Origin of the sequence: Pseudomonas sp. NFACC25 (genome assembly GCF_900100935.1) — a bacterium.
GTDB lineage: Bacteria > Pseudomonadota > Gammaproteobacteria > Pseudomonadales > Pseudomonadaceae > Aquipseudomonas > Aquipseudomonas marginalis.
The window spans coordinates 255,298-272,597 of sequence record NZ_FMUC01000004.1 but is presented as its reverse complement, the minus strand read 5'-3'; the positions used below and the strand labels follow the sequence as shown (position 1 = coordinate 272,597).

The following is a 17,300-nucleotide window of genomic DNA, read 5'->3' as shown; positions in this document are numbered from 1 at the left end:
GGTAAGGCGTTCATTTCCTATGCGCAGCCCCGACCAGGGGCGTTGTACAACAAGGAGCCGCCTTACCATGACAACCCTTCCCGCCTACCGATACATGCCGGGGCCGCTGCATGCGACCTTGCTGGCCGGCACCGTGCCGCTGTTTCTCGGGGCCTTGCTCAGCGACATTGCCTACACCCAGACCTACCAGATTCAATGGGCCAACTTTGCGTCCTGGTTGATTGCCGGTGCTCTGGTGTTCTGTGGGTTCGCGTTCCTGTTTGCGCTGGTCAACCTGCTTCGCGCCGAGCGCAAGGCGGGGCAACCCACGCGGTATGTCCTGCTGCTGTTAGCCACCTGGGTATTAGGGCTGGTCAATGCCTTTCAACATGCCAAGGATGCCTACGCCTCAATGCCTGCCGGGCTGATCATGTCGGCAGTCGTCTTGCTGCTGACACTGGCGGCCACCTGGACCGGCCTGCGCTCGGGAGGTGCCAAATGAAAACGCCCCACACACTGAGCGTATTGAGCGCCGCGCTGTTGCTGAGCGCCTGCGGCGGCGAAGGTGACAAGACCCAGGCCCGTGGCCCCGACCCCACGTTGCCGGAGCAACAAAGCAGCCTGTTGCCGAGCATGAAGATCGCCGAGCCCACCCCCTGGGGCGATCAGAAACCCAAGGTGCCCGACGGCTACAGCGTCACGGCCATCGCCACCGACCTGGCCATCCCGCGCCAGACGTTGGTGCTGCCCAACGGTGACATCCTCATCGCCGAAGGCCGTGGCGGCAGTGCGGCCAAGCTCAAGCCCAAGGATGTGATCGCCAGCGTGATCAAGGCCCAGGGCAACACCAAGGTAAAAGGCGGTAACCGCCTGACGCTGCTGCGCGATGCCGACGGTGACGGCACCTATGAGTTGAAGACGGTGTTCGCCGACAACCTCAACGCGCCCTACGGCCTGGCGTTTGCCGATGGCAAGCTCTACGTGGCCAACCAGGATGCGCTGGTGCGCTTCGACTACACCGATGGCCAGACCAAGGCCAGCGGCGCACCGGTCAAAGTCACCGACCTGCCGGCGCAGATCAACCATCACTGGACCAAGTCCCTGGCGGTGAGTGCCGATGGACGCCAGTTGTATGTGGGGATCGGCTCCAACAGCAACGTGACCGAACGTGGCATGGAAGTGGAAATCGACCGCGCCATGGTCTGGCAGATCGATGCAGCGACCGGCGCGCACAAACCATACGCCACCGGCCTGCGCAACCCGACGGCGCTGACCATCCAACCCGACTCCGGGCAACTGTGGACGGTGGTCAACGAACGCGACGAACTCGGCCCCGACCTGGTGCCCGACTACCTGACCTCGGTGAAAGAAGGCGCGTTCTACGGCTGGCCCTACAGCTATTGGGGCCAGAACGTCGACCCGCGCGCGCAACCGCAGAACCCGGCCAAAGTCGCCGCCGCGATCAAGCCCGACTACAGCCTGGGCTCCCACGTGGCCGCACTCGGCGTGGACTTTTCCATCCCGGCCATGGGCGAGCAATTTGCCGACGGCGTATTCGTCGGCGAGCACGGCAGCTGGAACCGCGACAACCCGGTGGGCTACAAGGTGATCTTCGTGCCGTTCAGCAATGGCAAGCCATCGGGTGAGCCGATTGATTTCGCCACCGGCTTTCGCGGTGACGACGGCAAGACCCGTGGGCGCCCGGTGGGGGTGACGGTGGACCCGAAAGGCGCGCTGATCATCGCCGACGACCTGGCCAATACCGTGTGGCGGGTGACGCGCAAGCCATAGCGGCATATGACAGGGGCGGCGGCGCCCCTGTCAGACTTCATCCTGCAATTGCACCTCCAGCCAGTCGAGCAACGCCATGACTTCAGCGCGGATGTCCTCTCCCTGCTGCCGATAAATCGATAGCGCCTGGGGCAAATGCACACTCTCGACACAGGGCCTTACCAGCGCCCCGCTGTCAATCAACCGGCTCGCCGTACGCCGCCAGCCCATGGCGATCCCATGCCCCTCCACCGCCGCCTGCAACATCAGCGGGTAGCTATCGAAGGTCGCACCGCGCACCTCCCCGCCCAAGGCCTGGCCGAACACCTGCAACCAGCTGTCCCACTCCATCAGGTGCGGAGGATGGGAGCTGTGGTGCAACAAGGTGCGCGACTGCAACCCGGCGAGCGACAGCGGTGGTTTGCTGTCCAGATAGCCGGGGCTGCACACCGGGAACACTTCGTCGGCGGCGGTGAACATCAGCGGATGGCTGCCACTCGCGCGCCCGGTACTTTGCAAGGCCACGTCGAAGTGACTGGTGAACTCCGTCAGGGGCCGGGTGGAGGTCACCACCTGGATTTCGATGTGCGGGTATTGCTGGTGTAACGTCGACAGGCGCGGCATCAGCCAATAAAACGCTTCGCACAACTGGCACAGCAACACCACGCGATGACTGTGGGTTGACCCCCGCAGGCTGGTGGCACTCTCACTGATGCTGCGCAGCGCCTCGCCGACCACCCGGCCCAGTTCCCGCCCCTCTTGGGTGAGGAACACCGCCCGGTTGCGCCGGCTGAACAGCTTCACCCCCAGGTTGTCTTCCAGCCCGCGAATCTGGCGGCTGATGGCGGCCTGGGTGATGTGCAGCTCATCGGCTGCCTTGGAGAAACTGCCCAGGCGTGCCGCCGCTTCAAACGGCAACAGGCTGGCCAGGGGCGGCAGGGTCTTGCCAAGTGTATTCATAATCTGAGGTTATACATCCACGGCCGAGAACTCGTTTGTAGCACACCCGCATGACTGGGCACCATGGATCCATTACCTCAATGGATGCCCCGGATGAACGCTGCACAGACCTCCATTGCCGTCGGCGTGCTGCTCGCGATTGTTGCCACACTGGGCTGGGCGCTGAACTTCATCGCGCCCTACGTCACTGGCGGCTACAGCCTTTATGACCTGATGGCCGTGCGGTTTTTGATCGCAGGCGTGCTGGGCGGCACGGGTGTGCTGCTATGCCGGGCACAACTGCGCACGCTCAGGCCCGCCCAGCGATGCCTCGCTGCCGCCCTCGGGGCGGTGGGTTGCCTGGGCTACGGCCTGTGCATCGCTGCCGGCGTGATGTTCGGCGGCCCGGTCATGACCCCGGCGTTTATCGGCACGGTGCCGGTATTGTTGGCTCTGGTGGGTAACGCCAGCACCCGGACAGTCCCATGGCGCCGACTGGCAGCCCCCCTGGCATGCCTCACGACGGGCCTCGTGCTGTCGAACATCAGCAGCTTTCATCAACCTGCATTGGATACAAGCGCCTGGTTGGCGGGGCTGTTTTTTTCCCTGAGTGCGGTCGCCCTCTGGTTGTGGTTCAGCGTGATCAACCAACGGCAACTGACGCACCTCGCGGCGCAGGCAACCGGCCTCTGGACCGCACTGATGATGGTGGGCGCCGGTGTCGCCACGTTGTGCCTGCTGCCGTTCATCCAGGCACTTGGCTTGTTCACGCTGCCGACGCTCGGCTTCGGCCTTTCCCAGGCAGGCCCGCTCTATGCCTGGGCCCTGATCATTGCGGTGATGTCGACCCTCGTCGGCGCCTGGGCCTGGAACGCCGCGACCCGACGCCTGCCGATGGTGCTCAGCGGCCAATTGATCGCCCTCGAATCCCTCTTCGCCACCCTGCTTGGCCTGGGGTTCCACGGGCGCTGGCCCACACTCATGGAAGCCGCGGGCCTGAGCGCGGTGCTGATCGGCGTGGTCATGGCGATTCGAATCATATTGACGAGCCCCCAGGCGACGGCCGGTGCAGGGAGGACGGTGACCGTCGAGCAAAGCCATTGACATGGTTGCCTGAAGCAACAATATAATTGCCTCAGGCAACCATTCGAGCATTCGCCATGTCCACTCCCCTGCTTGTGGAACGCGCCGGCATCGTGCGCGGCTTCAATCGCTTCTACACCCACCAGATCGGCGTGCTGCAGGAACACCTGCTGCACAGCGACTATTCCCTGACTGAAATTCGGGTGATGTACGAGCTGTCCTCCCGTGGCGACCTCACCAGCGCCGACCTGTGCCAGATGCTCAGCCTCGACGCGGGTTACCTGAGCCGCCTGACCAGTGGCTTCGAGAAAAACGGCCTGATCCAGAAAGTCCGCTGCGCCACCGATGCGCGCGCGGTGCAATTGCACCTCACCGATCTCGGTCGCGCGGTCCTGGCGCCCCTGGAACAGCAGACCCAGGATGAAGTCATCGCCCTGCTCGAGAGCCTGCCCGAACCCCAGCAGCAGCAATTGACCGACGCCATGCAACGCATCCAGACCCTGTTGCAAGGCCGCCCGTCGAGTTACCTGCTGCGCGACCCACGCCCCGGGGATATGGGCCTGGTGGTGCAGCAGCAAGCCGCGCTGTATGCCCGCGAATACCACTGGAACTGGGAGTTTGAAGCGCTGGTGGCGGAGATCGTCGCCAAGTACCTGCGCGAGTTCGACCCGGCGCGGGAGCGCTGCTGGATCGCGGAGAAGGATGGTGAGGTGGTGGGTTCGGTGTTCGTCGTGCGCCATGACGATACAACCGCCAAGCTGCGCATGCTCTACGTGGATGCGAGTGCGCGGGGCCTGGGCATCGGCCAGCGCCTGGTGGACGAATGCCTGCGCTTTGCCCGCGATGCCGGCTACACCCGCATGATGCTGTGGACCATGAGCGCCCTGACCGATGCGCGCAAGCTCTACCAGAAAGCCGGTTTCGAGTTGGTGGAAGAAGAGCCGACCTTGAGTTTCGGCAAGCAGCTGGTCAGCCAGACCTGGGCGCGCGCGTTGTAGAAAAGACGCTTGAAGGAATGGGTCTCGACACAACGTTATGGGTGATTCGACGGACCTGTGGCGAGCGGGCTTGTCCCGCGCTGGGCTGCGCAGCAGCCCCTAAACCAGGCGCAGCGGAGTGCCTGATACAACGCATCCGTCTTTATTAGGGGCGCTTCGCACCCCAACGCCGGCGGTGCGACGATTCGACAAGCCCGCTCACCACAGAGGTAGCGGGTCTGGGTTTACAGGTCCGTGATTTCCTTGTGGCGCGGCACCAGGGTCTTCATCACGCTCCACGCCACCAGGTACGCCAGCGCACAGATCGCGAACATGATCATGTAGCCGGTGTGGATGTCATTGATGGACTTGTAGTAGTCGAACACCCAGCCGCCGATCTTGGTCATCACCACACCGCCGATGCCGCCGGCCATGCCGCCGATGCCGACCACCGAGGCCACGGTTTTCTGCGGGAACATGTCGGACACGGTGGTGAAGATGTTGCACGACCACGCCTGGTGCGCCGAGGCGCCGACGCCGATCAGCAATACCGGGACCCAGAAGCTGATGTAGCCCAACGGTTGTGCCAGCAACACCACCAACGGGAACAGCGCGATCACCAGCATGGCTTTCATCCGGCCGTCATAGGGGACATCGCCACGGGCCATGAAGTAGCTGGGGAACCAGCCGCCGCCGATGCTGCCGACCATGGTCATGCTGTACAGCACGGCCAGCGGCATGACGATATCGGCGCCTTTCATGCCGTATTGCGCCGACAGGTAGGTAGGCAGCCAGAACAGGAAGAACCACCACACGCCATCGGTCATGAACTTGCCGAAGGCAAACGCCCAGGTCTGGCGGTAGGTGAGCAACTTGAACCACGAGACTTTTTTCTGTACCGCGCCTGCAACCGGCGGGATAGAGGGCTGCTGCGCCTGGTCGCTGCGGATATAGGCCAGCTCTTCGGCCGACAGGCGTTTCTGCTGCTCCGGCTTCTCATACACCGCCGCCCAAACCGCCACCCACACAAAGCCCAGCATGCCGATAACCATAAAGGCCGCTTCCCAGCCCCACATCCCGGCGATCAGGGGCACGCAGATCGGCGCCAGGATCGCGCCGACGTTGGCGCCGGAGTTGAAGATCCCGGTGGCCAGCGAGCGTTCTTTCTTGGGGAAATATTCGGCGGTGGCCTTGATCGCAATCGGGAAGTTACCCGCCTCGCCAATCGCCAGCACGGCCCGGGACAGCATGAAGCCGGCGATGGACACGGGGATCACCGCCAGGCCGAACGCGGCGCTGACCGCCGCGATGCCCTCGCCCATCGGCACCGAGAACGCATGCATGATGGCGCCGGTGGACCAGACCGCAATCGCGATCACGTAGGCGGCCTTGGTGCCGATCTTGTCGACAAACCGCCCGGCAAACAGCATGGAAATCGCATACACAAACTGGAACACCGCCGCGATATTGGCGTAATCGGTGTTGCTCCAGCCAAATTGCGTCGACAACTGCGGCGCAAGCAGGCTGAGCACCTGGCGGTCGAGGTAGTTGACGGTGGTCGCGAAAAACAACATCGCGCAGATGGTCCAGCGATAGTTGCCTACAGCTTGGCCAACGCGCTGGGCGTTGATGGGCTCGATCAAGTTCATGGCATCACTTTTTATTTTTGTTAGGTAGGACATATGTAACGTCATATGTCGTCGTACAACTGTGGCTTTTATATCGGGCTACCTACCCGCTGTCAATCTGAAAGATTACGGCTTTTGCGGGCTATCTCACGGGTGTGAAAAGTGTCAGGCGCGGCTAGGTTGTAGGACGACAAATGCGCATGACCCGGCTCGGCGCCTTGCCGGGCACATCGTCGAGCACACCGAACGGCTGCATGCCGACCTTCTCCAGCACACGGATCGACGCCGCGTGATCGGGCCGCACCAGGCCGAACACTTCCGGCAGACGGAGGGTGTCAAACGCCAACGCCAGGGCATCGCGTGCCAGCTCAGTGGCGTAGCCCTGCCCCCAGGCTTCCACGGCAAAGCGGTAGCCCAGGTTGACGCGCGGTTGCGTGAGGTAGTTAAGCGGGGCGACTCCACCAAAGCCGATGATGAAGTCCGGCGCGTCAATACGGGCAACCGCCCACCAGCCATAGCCGTTGTCGGCCCACTGCTGGAGCCAGTGATCGAGCAGGCGTTGGGCCGCGGACAGGCTGGGCATGGGCCCGGAGGGATTGAAGAGATTGGTCAGCGGGTCACCGAAGATCGCGAATAATCGCTGCACATCCCCAAGCTGTGGCGGACGATAGACAAGGCGGGAAACGGTGGCAGGCATCGGGATAAGTCCTCTTTACAACTGTGGCGAACGGGTTTGCCCCAGGGTAGGTGCTCACCCCGAAAACCCAGGCAATTGCACGCAAATTGCGCCCCAGGCAAAAAAACGCAAATAGCGGTGAATTATTTCATGTCCGCTTGTATCTGAACTGACAGAGCGGTGCCATTGCAACGATGGCACCTCCCCTGTTCTGTTTTAGAGTGGTCCGCATGAAATTACGTAAGAAAAGCGTCAAGCCCATCGGTTTGAAAGACATCACCATTGTTGACGACGCCAAGATGCGCAAGGCGATCACCGCCGCCGCACTGGGTAACGCCATGGAATGGTTCGACTTTGGTGTCTACGGGTTTGTCGCCTATGTATTGGGCAAGGTGTTCTTTCCCGACGCCTCCCCCAGCGTACAAATGATCGCGGCACTGGCGACGTTCTCCGTGCCGTTCCTGATTCGTCCCCTGGGCGGCCTGTTCTTCGGCGCGCTGGGCGATAAATACGGACGCCAGAAAGTCCTCGCCGCGACCATTGTGATCATGTCGCTGAGCACCTTCGCCATCGGCCTGATCCCCGGGTATGCCTCCATCGGCATCTGGGCGCCGATCCTGCTGCTGCTGTGCAAAATGGCCCAGGGCTTCTCGGTGGGCGGTGAATACACCGGCGCCTCGATCTTCGTCGCCGAATATGCGCCGGACCGCAAGCGCGGTTTCCTCGGCAGTTGGCTGGACTTCGGCTCCATCGCCGGTTTCGTTCTCGGTGCGGGCGTCGTGGTGCTGATCTCCAGCGTGCTGGGCGAAGCCGACTTCGAGGCCTGGGGCTGGCGCCTGCCGTTCTTCCTGGCCCTGCCCCTGGGCATGATCGGCCTGTACCTGCGCCATGCGCTGGAAGAAACCCCGGCGTTCCAACAGCATGTCGACAAGCTCGAACAGGGTGACCGCGAAGGCCTGACCCATGGCCCGAAAGTGTCGTTCAAGGAGATCGCCACCAAGCACTGGCGCAGCCTGCTGACTTGCATCGGCATCGTCGCGGCCACCAACGTGACGTACTACATGCTGCTCACGTACATGCCGAGCTACCTGTCCCATAACCTGCACTACTCCGAAAACAGCGGTGTGCTGATCATCATCGCGATCATGGTCGGCATGCTGTTCGTGCAGCCGTTCATCGGTTTTGTCAGCGACAAGATCGGCCGCAAGCCCTTCATCATCGCCGGCAGCATCGGCCTGCTGTTCCTGGCCATTCCGGCCTTCATGCTGATTACCAGCGGCAAGACCGGCCTGATCTTCGCCGGCTTGCTGATCCTGGCCGTCGTGCTTAACTTCTTCATCGGCGTCATGGCGTCCACGCTGCCGGCGATGTTCCCCACGCACCTGCGCTACAGTGCCTTGGCCAGTGCGTTCAACGTCTCCGTATTGATCGCCGGCGTCACCCCTACCGCGGTGGCCTGGCTGGTGGAAAGCACCAACGACCTGTACATGCCCGCCTACTACCTGATGGTGTTTGCGGTGGTCGGCCTGATCACCGGCCTGACCATGAAGGAAACCGCCAACAAACCCCTGCGCGGCGCCGCACCGGCTGCGTCGGACATGGAAGAAGCGAAGGAGTTGCTGCAGGAGCATCACGACAATATCGAGCAGAAAATCGAAGACATCGACGCCGAGATTGCCGAACTGGAAGCCAAGCGCCAGAACCTGGTGCAGCAGCATCCGCGTATCAATTAAGACCTGACCAAGCGTGGTGGCAAGGGCCGCCACGCCAGTGGAGTGTTCAACCATGCTTCCAAGCTTCACCGCCGCACACGCGTTACTCAGCGCCGACGAACGCGCTGCCATCGCCGAAATCGAAGCCACCACCAGCATCCTGCAATTGGTCACCCGCCTGACGGGCATGCGCTTTGCCGGCATCGCCAAGTTCACTGACCTGGAATGGATTGTCTGTTCAGCGCACGACCCCTTCGACATGGGCATTCATGCCGATGACGTGCTCGACCTGGAAACCACCCTGTGCAGCGAGTTCTGCATCAACCCGCAGACCCTGTTCATCCCGCAGGTCAGCGCCAATGGCCGCTTTGCCACGCGCCCGGTGGTCAAGCAATACGCCATCGAGAGCTACGCCGGGGCGCCGATCTTCCTGCCGGATGGCCGCCTGTTCGGCGCACTGTGTGCGCTGGATTCCCGGGCGATGCTGTTTGACGACCCCAACCTGCCGGAAACCCTCAGCCTGTTTGCGCGGCTGATCGGCTGCATCTTCTACGCTAACTTGACGCCAGCGGATCGCTGACCGGCGCTTTGCCGCGCAGCATGGCCATATCGCGCTTGGGCGGCACACCAAAAAGCCGGCTGTACTCGCGGCTGAACTGCGACGGGCTTTCATAGCCGACCTTGAACGCCGCACTGGACACGTCCCGGTGCTCGTTCAACATTAAGCGCCGCGCTTCGTTGAGGCGCAGCCATTTCTGATACTGCAGCGGGCTCATCGCCGTCAGTTGGCGAAAGTGATGGTGAAAGGTCGCCGCGCTCATCTGCACACGCGCGGCCAGTTCGTCCACGCGCAGCGGCACGTCGTAATTGAGCTTGAGCCAATCGATCGCCCGCGCAATCCGATAACCCTGCCCGTCCACGGAACAGATCTGGCGCAGTCGGCCGGCCTGGTCGCTCTGCAATAGCCGGAAGTGAATCTCGCGCTGGATCAAGGGTGCGAGCACCGGTATCGCTTCGGGCTCATCAAGCAATTCAACCAGGCGCGCAAAGGAGGCGAGCATGGCGCCGGTCACGACACCAATCCCCACGCCTTTCATCACCGCCCGCTCACGCGTTGGCGGCAACGCCCCCTGGGCGATCAGCTCGGCCAGGATGCGCAGGTCGAGCTTGAAGGTCAGGCCCAGGCACGGGCGGGTCGGGCTGGCGACCAGCACTTCGGAGTTGGCCGGTATATCCAGCGACGTGAGCAGAAATCGTGCCGTGTCATACGGGTACCCCTCGCCGCCGACCCACAGCCGCTTCTCACCCTGGGCAACCAGCACGATGCTCGGCTCGACCATGCACACCACGGGTGTCGCGGGCTGCTCACGCCGATAAAAGCCCAGGCCGGGGATGGGCATGGGGTAGTCGCCGGGTATGCAGACCCTTGAGCCGATCGCGTGGACCAGCACGTCCAGGGGCATTTGATTGATCTTCATAAAGGGCCCTTCGCTCTGATCGTTGGACTTTACCCCGACCGGCCCGCTTACGTCCCCGGCAACCCGCCAGACTCAGAGGATCAGGCAAGTAATCCAGTGGAACGCACTACAGAACCCTCAGCCACGCCGGGAAAATGTGCCGACCCCCTTCTCAAGGATCCATCCATGAAAAGCCTCTTGCTCACCCTGAGTCTGCTGGTGATTTCGTTCTCTTCTCTGGGAGCCGACATGTCCAACGGTGCAAACAACTTCTACACAAGCGACAAGGTGTCCGTCGAAAAAGTCACCTTCAACAATCAATACGGCATGCCGGTGGCGGGCAACCTGTTCGTGCCCAAACAGCTCGCCCCGGCCTCGAAAAATGCCGCGCTGATCGTCGGCCACCCGATGGGTGCCGTCAAGGAACAGAGCGCCAACCTCTACGCCACCAAAATGGCCGAACAGGGCTTTGTCACCTTGTCGCTGGACCTGTCGTTCTGGGGCGAAAGCGCAGGCACACCACGCAATGCGGTGCTGCCCGACCTCTACGCCGAAGACTTCAGCGCTGCCGTGGACTTCCTCGGTACCCGGCCGCTGGTCGATCGTGAGCGCATCGGCGTGATCGGCATCTGCGGCGGCGGCAGCTTTGCCATCGCGGCGGCAAAGATCGACCCACGCCTCAAGGCCATCGCCACGGTCAGCATGTACGACATGGGCGCCGCCAACCGCAACGGCCTCAAGCACGGCATGACAGCGGAACAACGCCAGCAGGTGCTGGTGCAGGCGGCCAACCAGCGTTACGTGGAATTCCAGGGCGGCGAGACCCTCTACACCAGCGGCACGCCGCTCAAGCGGAGCGGCAACCCGATTGGCGATGAGTTTTTCGATTTCTACCGCACACCGCGCGGTGAAGTCACACCGGCCGGCGCGTCGCCGCAGACCACCACCATGCCGACGCTGACCAGCAACGTGAAGTTCATGAACTTCTATCCGTTCAACGACATCGAGACCATTTCGCCTCGCCCGCTGTTGCTGATTGCCGGTGCCGACGCCCACTCCCGCGAGTTCAGCGAAGACGCCTACAACCGTGCCGCCGAGCCCAAGGAACTGGTGATCCTCCCCAACGCCGGCCATGTGGACCTCTACGACCGGGTCAACCTGATCCCCTTCGCCAAGCTCACCAGCTTCTTTAACAGTCACTTGAAGTGATCTCGATAAACCCTCACGCGCCCCGCTGGGGCGCCGTCTTCGCCCTGTCCCTGGCGGCCTTTGCCCTGGTGGCCTCGGAGTTCATGCCGGTGAGCCTGTTGACCCCGCTGGCCGCCGACCTGGGCATCAGCCAAGGCCAGGCCGGCCAGGGTATTTCGGTGTCAGGCCTGTTTGCCTTGCTCACCAGCCTGGTGATCGCCCGAGTGGCGGCGCGCATGGATCGCAAGCGCCTGCTGGTCGCGCTGACCTTGCTGATGATCGTGTCCGGCAGCGTGGTAGCGTTCGCGCCGAACTACCTGATCTTCATGCTGGGCCGCGCCCTGATCGGCGTGGCCATCGGCGGTTTCTGGTCACTGTCGGCAGCCACTGCCATGGGCCTGGTGCCCGAGGGCCAGGTGCCGCGCGCCTTGGCCATCGTCAATGGCGGTAACGCACTGGCAACCGTGATCGCAGCACCGTTGGGCAGTTTCCTCGGTGGTTTGATCGGCTGGCGTGGCGCGTTTTTCTGCGTGGTGCCGGTGGCCGTGGTTGCGGTGCTGTGGCTGCTGCTGAGCCTGCCATCGATCAAACCCCGTCGCCAGGCCGGCAACGGCCACCTGTTGCGCTTGATCAAGCGCGCCCCGGTGGCCCTGGGCATGCTGGCCGTCAGCGTGTTTTTCATGGGCCAGTTCATGCTGTTCACCTACCTGCGGCCGTTTCTGGAAGGTGTTACCCAGGTGGGAGTATCGCTGCTGTCGTTGATGCTGCTGGTGCTCGGCCTGGCCGGTTTGGCCGGCACGCTGCTGATCGAGCGTGTCCTGAAGAACGGCCTGTACCCCACGCTGATCGCCATTCCCGTATTGATGGCGGTGATCGCCCTGGCATTGGTCGCATTCGGCAGTTCGCCCGTTATTACCGCCGCGCTCCTCGGTGTGTGGGGCCTGGTAGCCACCGCCGCGCCGGTGGGCTGGTGGACCTGGCTGGCAAAAACCCTGCCTGACGATGCCGAGGCAGGGGGCGGCTTAATGGTTGCCATCATCCAACTGGCAATCGCTGCCGGGGCAACGCTGGGCGGTGTGGTGTTTGACCTGTGCGGCTACCAGGTGACGTTTGCATTGAGCGCCGCGCTCCTGTGCATCGCAGCGCTACTCGCCTGGGCCGCTGCGCGGGTCAGTCAACGCGCACTATCGATGATCTGCCCGCCATCCGGTGTCAGGCTGTAGCCGGTGATGAACTGCGCATCCTGGCTGGCCAGGAACAGCGCCACCGGCGCGATGTCGTCTTCCGGCGAGCCATAACGCCCGAGCACATTGGAGGGTGCCGGCGCGTCATAACTATCACCCCAGGTATCGGCCACCGGCAGCAGGTTATTGACGGTGATGTTATCCACGCCCCATTCCCGCGCGGCCGAGCGGGTCAGCGCGCGCACCGCTTCCTTGGCCATGTTGTAGGGCGCGTAGCCTTGCATGCCGATGATGCCGGCCAGCGAACCGAAGTTGATCACCCGCCCTGCGCCGCTGGCCTTGAGGTACGGGTAGCAGGCTTGCATGGTGCGCAGGTAGGCGATCGGGCCCATGTCCAGGTTGCGTTGCAGTTGTTCGACCGGCAACTCGAGCACCGAGGAAAACACCACGGACGGGTCGAATGCGTTATTGACCAGAATGTCGATGCCGCCATAGGTGGCGACGACGTTCGCCACCGCTGCGCTGACCTGCGCCGCATCAGCCAGGTCGCACACCACGCCGAGCGCCGTGCCGCCTGCGGCCTGGATATCGGCCACCACGCGCGCGACGTTTTCCGGGGTGCGCGACACCACGGCGACCTTGGCGCCCTGGGCCGCGAACAGCTTGGCCGTGGCGCGGCCGATACCACGTCCGGCACCGGTGACAATGGCGACTTTTGCGTTGAGTCGGGACATGTGTTTTCTCCAGTCTGTGAGGGATGAATTTCAGCTAAGATCCCCGCGGAGATGAATTCGCACAAGTAGGATGAAAAAGTGGCAGTCAGTATGGAAAACCAGACTAAAAGCGTTGAAAAGCTGAATATGCATGAAGAAATGCGGCGTGCATTTTCACTGCTCAGCGGCAAGTGGAAACTGGAAATCATGTGGCTGTTGAACCAGCGGGTCTATCGGTTCGGCGAGCTGCGCAAGACCATCGGCGGCATTACCCAACATATGCTCACGGCCCAACTTCGCGAGCTGGAAGACGATGGCCTGGTGACCCGCACGGTGTTCGCCGAAGTACCGCCCCGGGTCGAATATGAAATAACCGCCAAAGCCCGCGCGCTCGCGCCGACCCTGCAGGCGCTGATGGCGTGGTGGGCTGAATACGGCGACAGCCTGCCGGTGAAGCCGCCATCCCGAGGGCGCACCGCGCTTCAACGCCCGCCAACACCGAAGCGCTAAGTTTTTTACCCGCACCGCCGATAACCCGTCATACCAATGACTTGCAGCGACGTCCTGCGGGAAACCATGCCGAACTCTCTCGCCCCTATCGTCCGCACCTTGTCCGACCGCAGCAGCCTGTCGCTGGCGCGCACGTCGCTGTTCAATTTCGTGGCGTTGCTGGCCTTGGTCTTTGCCGCCGCCGCCTACTCCCTGGTTTACCTTGCGCACGAACTGGATCACTCCGAACAGCAGGAAAGCGCGTTTTATACGCGTAAAGCCGTGCAATCCCTGGAGAAGTCCCTGCGGGTGACTGTCAAGGACTACGCCTTCTGGAGCGATGCCTACAAGCACCTGCACATGACCGTGGACAGCGACTGGGCCTACGCGCGCGGCAACGTCGGCGCCACGCTGTATCAGGACTTCGGTTTCCAAGGCCTGTTTGTGGTCGATAACGACAATGGCACGGTCTACTCGGTGATCAAGGGCGAGCTGCAAAGCATCGAGCTCTCGCAGTGGCTCGACCAGCCCTTGACCGAAATTATCGAGCAGGCGCGTGCCGGGGCTGAAAACGAAACACCGGTCACGGCGTTCATCAATGTACGCGGCAGCCCGGCACTGGTGGCCGCCGCCGCGATCACACCCGGCACCGACCCCACGGTAGTGCCCGATGGCCGGCCGGCCTCGGTATTGATCTTTGTCGATGTCCTCAACAGCGCCAAGTTGCACGCAATCGGCGATGAGTTCGGCGTGGGCAAGCTCCATGTGGCCACGCCCGATGACATCGGCCAGACCCTGGTTTTCCCCCTGGGCGACAACGGCGCCGCCGGCAGCCTGCACTGGGAACCGGCCCGGCCCGGCCTGCGCTTGATGGGCGTAGGCCTGCCGCTGCTGGGCCTGGCCGCGTTGCTGGTGTGCCTGATGACCTGGGTGATACTGCGCCGCACCACCGCCGCCGCCCTCGCCCTGGATGCCAGCCACACCTCCCTGCTGGACAGCCAGGCCGCCCTGGCCACCAGCGAGGCGCGCTTTCGTGACGTGGTGGAGGCCAGCTCGGACTGGGTCTGGGAAATCGATGTCGGCTGGCGTTTTACCTACCTGTCGGAGCGTTTCGAAAGCGTCACCGGCCTGACCCGGCAAGCCTGGCTCGGGGCGGCCATGAGCGACCTGCTGGACACCGAGGCCGACCTGCTGTCGCAGTGGCTGAGCACTCCGGGCCGGCGCGTGGACATCAGTGTGCAATGCCGCTATATCGATGCCCAGGGACAGGAGCGCACAACCCGGCTGTCGGCCCGGGAAATGCCCTGTGGCGGGTTTCGCGGGACGGCCACCGACGTCACCGAAGAAGTCGAAGCACGTCGGCGCATCGAGTACCTGTCTCAACACGACGCCCTGACCGGGCTGCCCAACCGCACGCGCCTGCAGGCATTCCTGGACGGCAAACTCAAGGCCCTGCCCAGCGCCGAGCAGCCGCTGGTGATGCTCAGCCTCGACCTGGACCGCTTCAAGCCGGTCAATGACCTGCTCGGCCACGCCGCCGGTGACCGGGTGCTCAATCAAGTGTCCGGCCGCCTGGCTGCTTGCGTGCGCCATGGTGACCTGGTGGCTCGCGTCGGCGGCGATGAGTTTGTGCTGATCCTCAGCGACGCCGGCAGCCAGGATGAAGTCGAAAGCCTGTGCCTGCGCTTGATCGAGTCCATCGAGCAGGCGATCAAAATCGACGAACAAGAGGTGTTTATCAGTGCCAGTATCGGCATTGCCCTGGCGCCCACCGATGCCCGCGATGCCACCGAACTGCTGCGCTACGCCGATATCGCGCTGTATGAGGCCAAGGCCGCCGGGCGCAATACCTGGCGCTTTTACTCCGGGGACATGAATACGCGGATCATCGAGCGGCGGCGCCTGGAGAGCGATCTGCGCTTTGCGATCAAGCACGCCGAACTGCGCCTGCACTTCCAGCCGCGCTATCGCATCGCCGATGGGCAGATGGTCGGGGCCGAAGCCCTGGTGCGCTGGCAGCACCCGGTACGCGGGCTGATCGCCCCGGACACCTTTATTCCGATTGCCGAAGAATCGGGGCTGATCCTGGCGCTGAGTGACTGGGTACTGGCCACCGCGTGTGCGTGCGCGGCGCAGTGGCCCGACACGCTGTTCGTCTCGGTGAACCTGTCACCCACCGAGTTCAAGCGCGGCAACCTGGTGGAGCGCGTGCGCCACGCCCTGGACGCCTCGGGTATCGACCCTGCGCGCCTTGAGGTGGAAATGACCGAAAGCGTCATGCTCGAGGACGCCGTCGGCGCACTTGAGGTGATGCGCACACTCAAGCAACTGGGCATCCGCATTGCCATGGATGACTTCGGCACCGGCTATTCGTCCCTCAGCTACCTGCGGGCGTTCCCGTTCGATGGCCTGAAAATCGACCGCAGCTTCCTCACCCGCCTGGAGGAAAGCGAGGATGACAAAGCGATTATCCAAGCCATTGTCGGCTTGGGCCGTGCCCTTGCCCTGACGGTCACGGCCGAAGGCATTGAGACCGCTGAGCACCTGGCCATGCTCAAAAGCGTGGCGTGTGAAGAAGGCCAGGGCTACTTCCTCAGCCGACCGCTGGATATCGACGCATTCAACGGTTTGCTGGACGACTACTGCGCCGACGTCAGCGGAAAAAATGACTCGGGGTCTTGCCAAACTGTTTCTTGAACATGCTGGTAAATGCGCTGGGGCTTTCGTAGCCCAGTTCCAGGGCTACGTCGATAATCTTCTGCCCCACCGCGATACGCTCCAGTGCCAGCAGCAGCCGCGCCTGCTGGCGCCATTGGCCGAAGGTCATGCCGGTGTCCTTGCGGAACAGGCGCTGGATGGTTTTCTGGTCGAGGGCCAGGCGCTCGCTCCAATCCGCCACGGTGGAGGCATCGCCCGGGTCCTCCTGCCACGCCAGGCAGATCTGCTGGATCCGCAGATCGGCAGGCTGCGGCAGCGACAGCGGCAAGGCCGGCAACAGCGCCAGCTCGTCGAGGATCAAGTGCATGATCCGCGCATCGCGGGAGTCTTCGGCATAGGGCGGTTTCAAGCTCACGGAGGCCTTGATCAGCTCGCTGAGCAGCGGCGAGATACTCACCGCCTTGGTCTCGGTCGGCAGGTTGGGGAAACTGTCGGGGCGCACGAACACGCTGCGCATTTTCAGGGCGCCCACGCAGCGCAGGGAGTGCACGTGCCCGCAGGGCATCCAGAAGCCGCGATGGGGCGGCACCGTCCATTGGTTGTGCGCCGAATGCACCACCATCACGCCTTCGGTGGCGTAGAGTAATTGATGCTTTTCGTGACTGTGGTCGGGGATCACCCAGTTTTCCGGATAATCGGTGGCCGAACTGATGACAGCCCAGTCGCCCTCATCGATTTCCTGCAAAAATTTATCCAGTGATTTGATCATTTCGCCCTTTTTACGATGGTTGCCTCCCGAATTACGCGAGACAGGCATTCCTGGCGAATCTAGCATAAGCTCTGAAAC

Annotated in this window: 16 protein-coding genes; 10 read left to right on the top strand and 6 right to left on the bottom strand. The window is 62.9% G+C overall.

Translation table 11 applies throughout. The features are described 5' to 3' along the window. Positions 1 to 67: 67 nt before the first annotated feature. A complete protein-coding gene (locus tag BLQ09_RS12120) occupies positions 68 to 481 on the top strand; it encodes a DUF2231 domain-containing protein (RefSeq protein ID WP_092356949.1) in 414 nt (137 codons plus the stop codon). Then, a complete protein-coding gene (locus tag BLQ09_RS12115; RefSeq protein WP_092356946.1) occupies positions 478 to 1,770 on the top strand; it encodes a PQQ-dependent sugar dehydrogenase in 1,293 nt (430 codons plus the stop codon). The genes BLQ09_RS12120 and BLQ09_RS12115 overlap by 4 nt, the downstream gene beginning before the upstream one ends. Before the next feature lie 30 nt (positions 1,771 to 1,800). On the opposite strand, the gene BLQ09_RS12110 is transcribed toward BLQ09_RS12115, so the two are convergent. Then, entirely contained in the window at positions 1,801 to 2,709 is a 909-nt protein-coding gene (locus BLQ09_RS12110; protein WP_092356943.1) for a LysR substrate-binding domain-containing protein, read from the bottom strand. A gap of 93 nt (positions 2,710 to 2,802) precedes the next feature. Between BLQ09_RS12110 and BLQ09_RS12105 the strand changes: the two genes are divergently transcribed. Then, positions 2,803 to 3,792, top strand: a complete 990-nt coding sequence (locus BLQ09_RS12105) for a DMT family transporter (protein WP_092356940.1) — start codon at positions 2,803 to 2,805, stop codon at positions 3,790 to 3,792. A gap of 56 nt (positions 3,793 to 3,848) precedes the next feature. Further along, on the top strand, positions 3,849 to 4,769 hold the full coding sequence (locus BLQ09_RS12100; RefSeq protein ID WP_092356937.1) for a bifunctional helix-turn-helix transcriptional regulator/GNAT family N-acetyltransferase: 921 nt from the start codon (positions 3,849 to 3,851) through the stop codon (positions 4,767 to 4,769). A 224-nt stretch (positions 4,770 to 4,993) separates the two neighbouring features. Here BLQ09_RS12100 and BLQ09_RS12095 read toward each other — a convergent pair whose 3' ends face one another. Continuing rightward, the gene (locus BLQ09_RS12095) at positions 4,994 to 6,397 is read right to left on the bottom strand and encodes an MFS transporter (RefSeq protein ID WP_092356934.1); all 1,404 of its coding nucleotides are present in this window, start codon (positions 6,395 to 6,397) and stop codon (positions 4,994 to 4,996) included. Between the two features lie 154 nt (positions 6,398 to 6,551). Continuing rightward, positions 6,552 to 7,073, bottom strand: coding sequence for a GNAT family N-acetyltransferase (locus BLQ09_RS12090; RefSeq protein WP_092356931.1), 522 nt, complete (start codon positions 7,071 to 7,073; stop codon positions 6,552 to 6,554). A 209-nt stretch (positions 7,074 to 7,282) separates the two neighbouring features. Here BLQ09_RS12090 and proP point away from each other — a divergent pair, with 209 nt between their 5' ends. Beyond that, positions 7,283 to 8,785 carry a glycine betaine/L-proline transporter ProP gene (gene proP, locus BLQ09_RS12085; RefSeq protein WP_027608499.1) on the top strand — a complete coding sequence of 501 codons (1,503 nt, stop codon included), beginning with the start codon at positions 7,283 to 7,285 and terminating at the stop codon, positions 8,783 to 8,785. A 52-nt stretch (positions 8,786 to 8,837) separates the two neighbouring features. Beyond that, entirely contained in the window at positions 8,838 to 9,344 is a 507-nt protein-coding gene (locus BLQ09_RS12080; protein ID WP_027608500.1) for a GAF domain-containing protein, read from the top strand. Here BLQ09_RS12080 and BLQ09_RS12075 read toward each other — a convergent pair. Further along, positions 9,319 to 10,242: an AraC family transcriptional regulator gene (locus BLQ09_RS12075; RefSeq protein ID WP_027608501.1), complete on the bottom strand. Its 924-nt coding sequence runs from the start codon at positions 10,240 to 10,242 to the stop codon at positions 9,319 to 9,321. The two genes, BLQ09_RS12080 and BLQ09_RS12075, sit on opposite strands and share 26 nt — an antisense overlap. A gap of 165 nt (positions 10,243 to 10,407) precedes the next feature. Between BLQ09_RS12075 and BLQ09_RS12070 the strand changes: the two genes are divergently transcribed. Beyond that, entirely contained in the window at positions 10,408 to 11,430 is a 1,023-nt protein-coding gene (locus BLQ09_RS12070; protein WP_092356929.1) for an alpha/beta hydrolase, read from the top strand. Further along, positions 11,427 to 12,632, top strand: a complete 1,206-nt coding sequence (locus BLQ09_RS12065) for an MFS transporter (RefSeq protein WP_092356926.1) — start codon at positions 11,427 to 11,429, stop codon at positions 12,630 to 12,632. Before BLQ09_RS12070 ends, BLQ09_RS12065 begins: the two co-directional genes overlap by 4 nt. Here BLQ09_RS12065 and BLQ09_RS12060 read toward each other — a convergent pair. After that, positions 12,584 to 13,327 carry an SDR family NAD(P)-dependent oxidoreductase gene (locus BLQ09_RS12060; RefSeq protein ID WP_027608503.1) on the bottom strand — a complete coding sequence of 248 codons (744 nt, stop codon included), beginning with the start codon at positions 13,325 to 13,327 and terminating at the stop codon, positions 12,584 to 12,586. The two genes, BLQ09_RS12065 and BLQ09_RS12060, sit on opposite strands and share 49 nt — an antisense overlap. A 90-nt stretch (positions 13,328 to 13,417) precedes the next feature. Here BLQ09_RS12060 and BLQ09_RS12055 point away from each other — a divergent pair, with 90 nt between their 5' ends. After that, positions 13,418 to 13,816, top strand: coding sequence for a winged helix-turn-helix transcriptional regulator (locus BLQ09_RS12055; RefSeq protein ID WP_065928047.1), 399 nt, complete (start codon positions 13,418 to 13,420; stop codon positions 13,814 to 13,816). Between the two features lie 66 nt (positions 13,817 to 13,882). Beyond that, a complete protein-coding gene (locus BLQ09_RS12050; RefSeq protein WP_092356923.1) occupies positions 13,883 to 16,492 on the top strand; it encodes a bifunctional diguanylate cyclase/phosphodiesterase in 2,610 nt (869 codons plus the stop codon). Here the strand turns inward: BLQ09_RS12050 and BLQ09_RS12045 are convergent. Continuing rightward, complete coding sequence (locus BLQ09_RS12045; protein ID WP_027608505.1) at positions 16,449 to 17,270, bottom strand: AraC family transcriptional regulator; 822 nt, start codon at positions 17,268 to 17,270, stop codon at positions 16,449 to 16,451. The two genes, BLQ09_RS12050 and BLQ09_RS12045, sit on opposite strands and share 44 nt — an antisense overlap. Positions 17,271 to 17,300 lie beyond the last annotated feature (30 nt).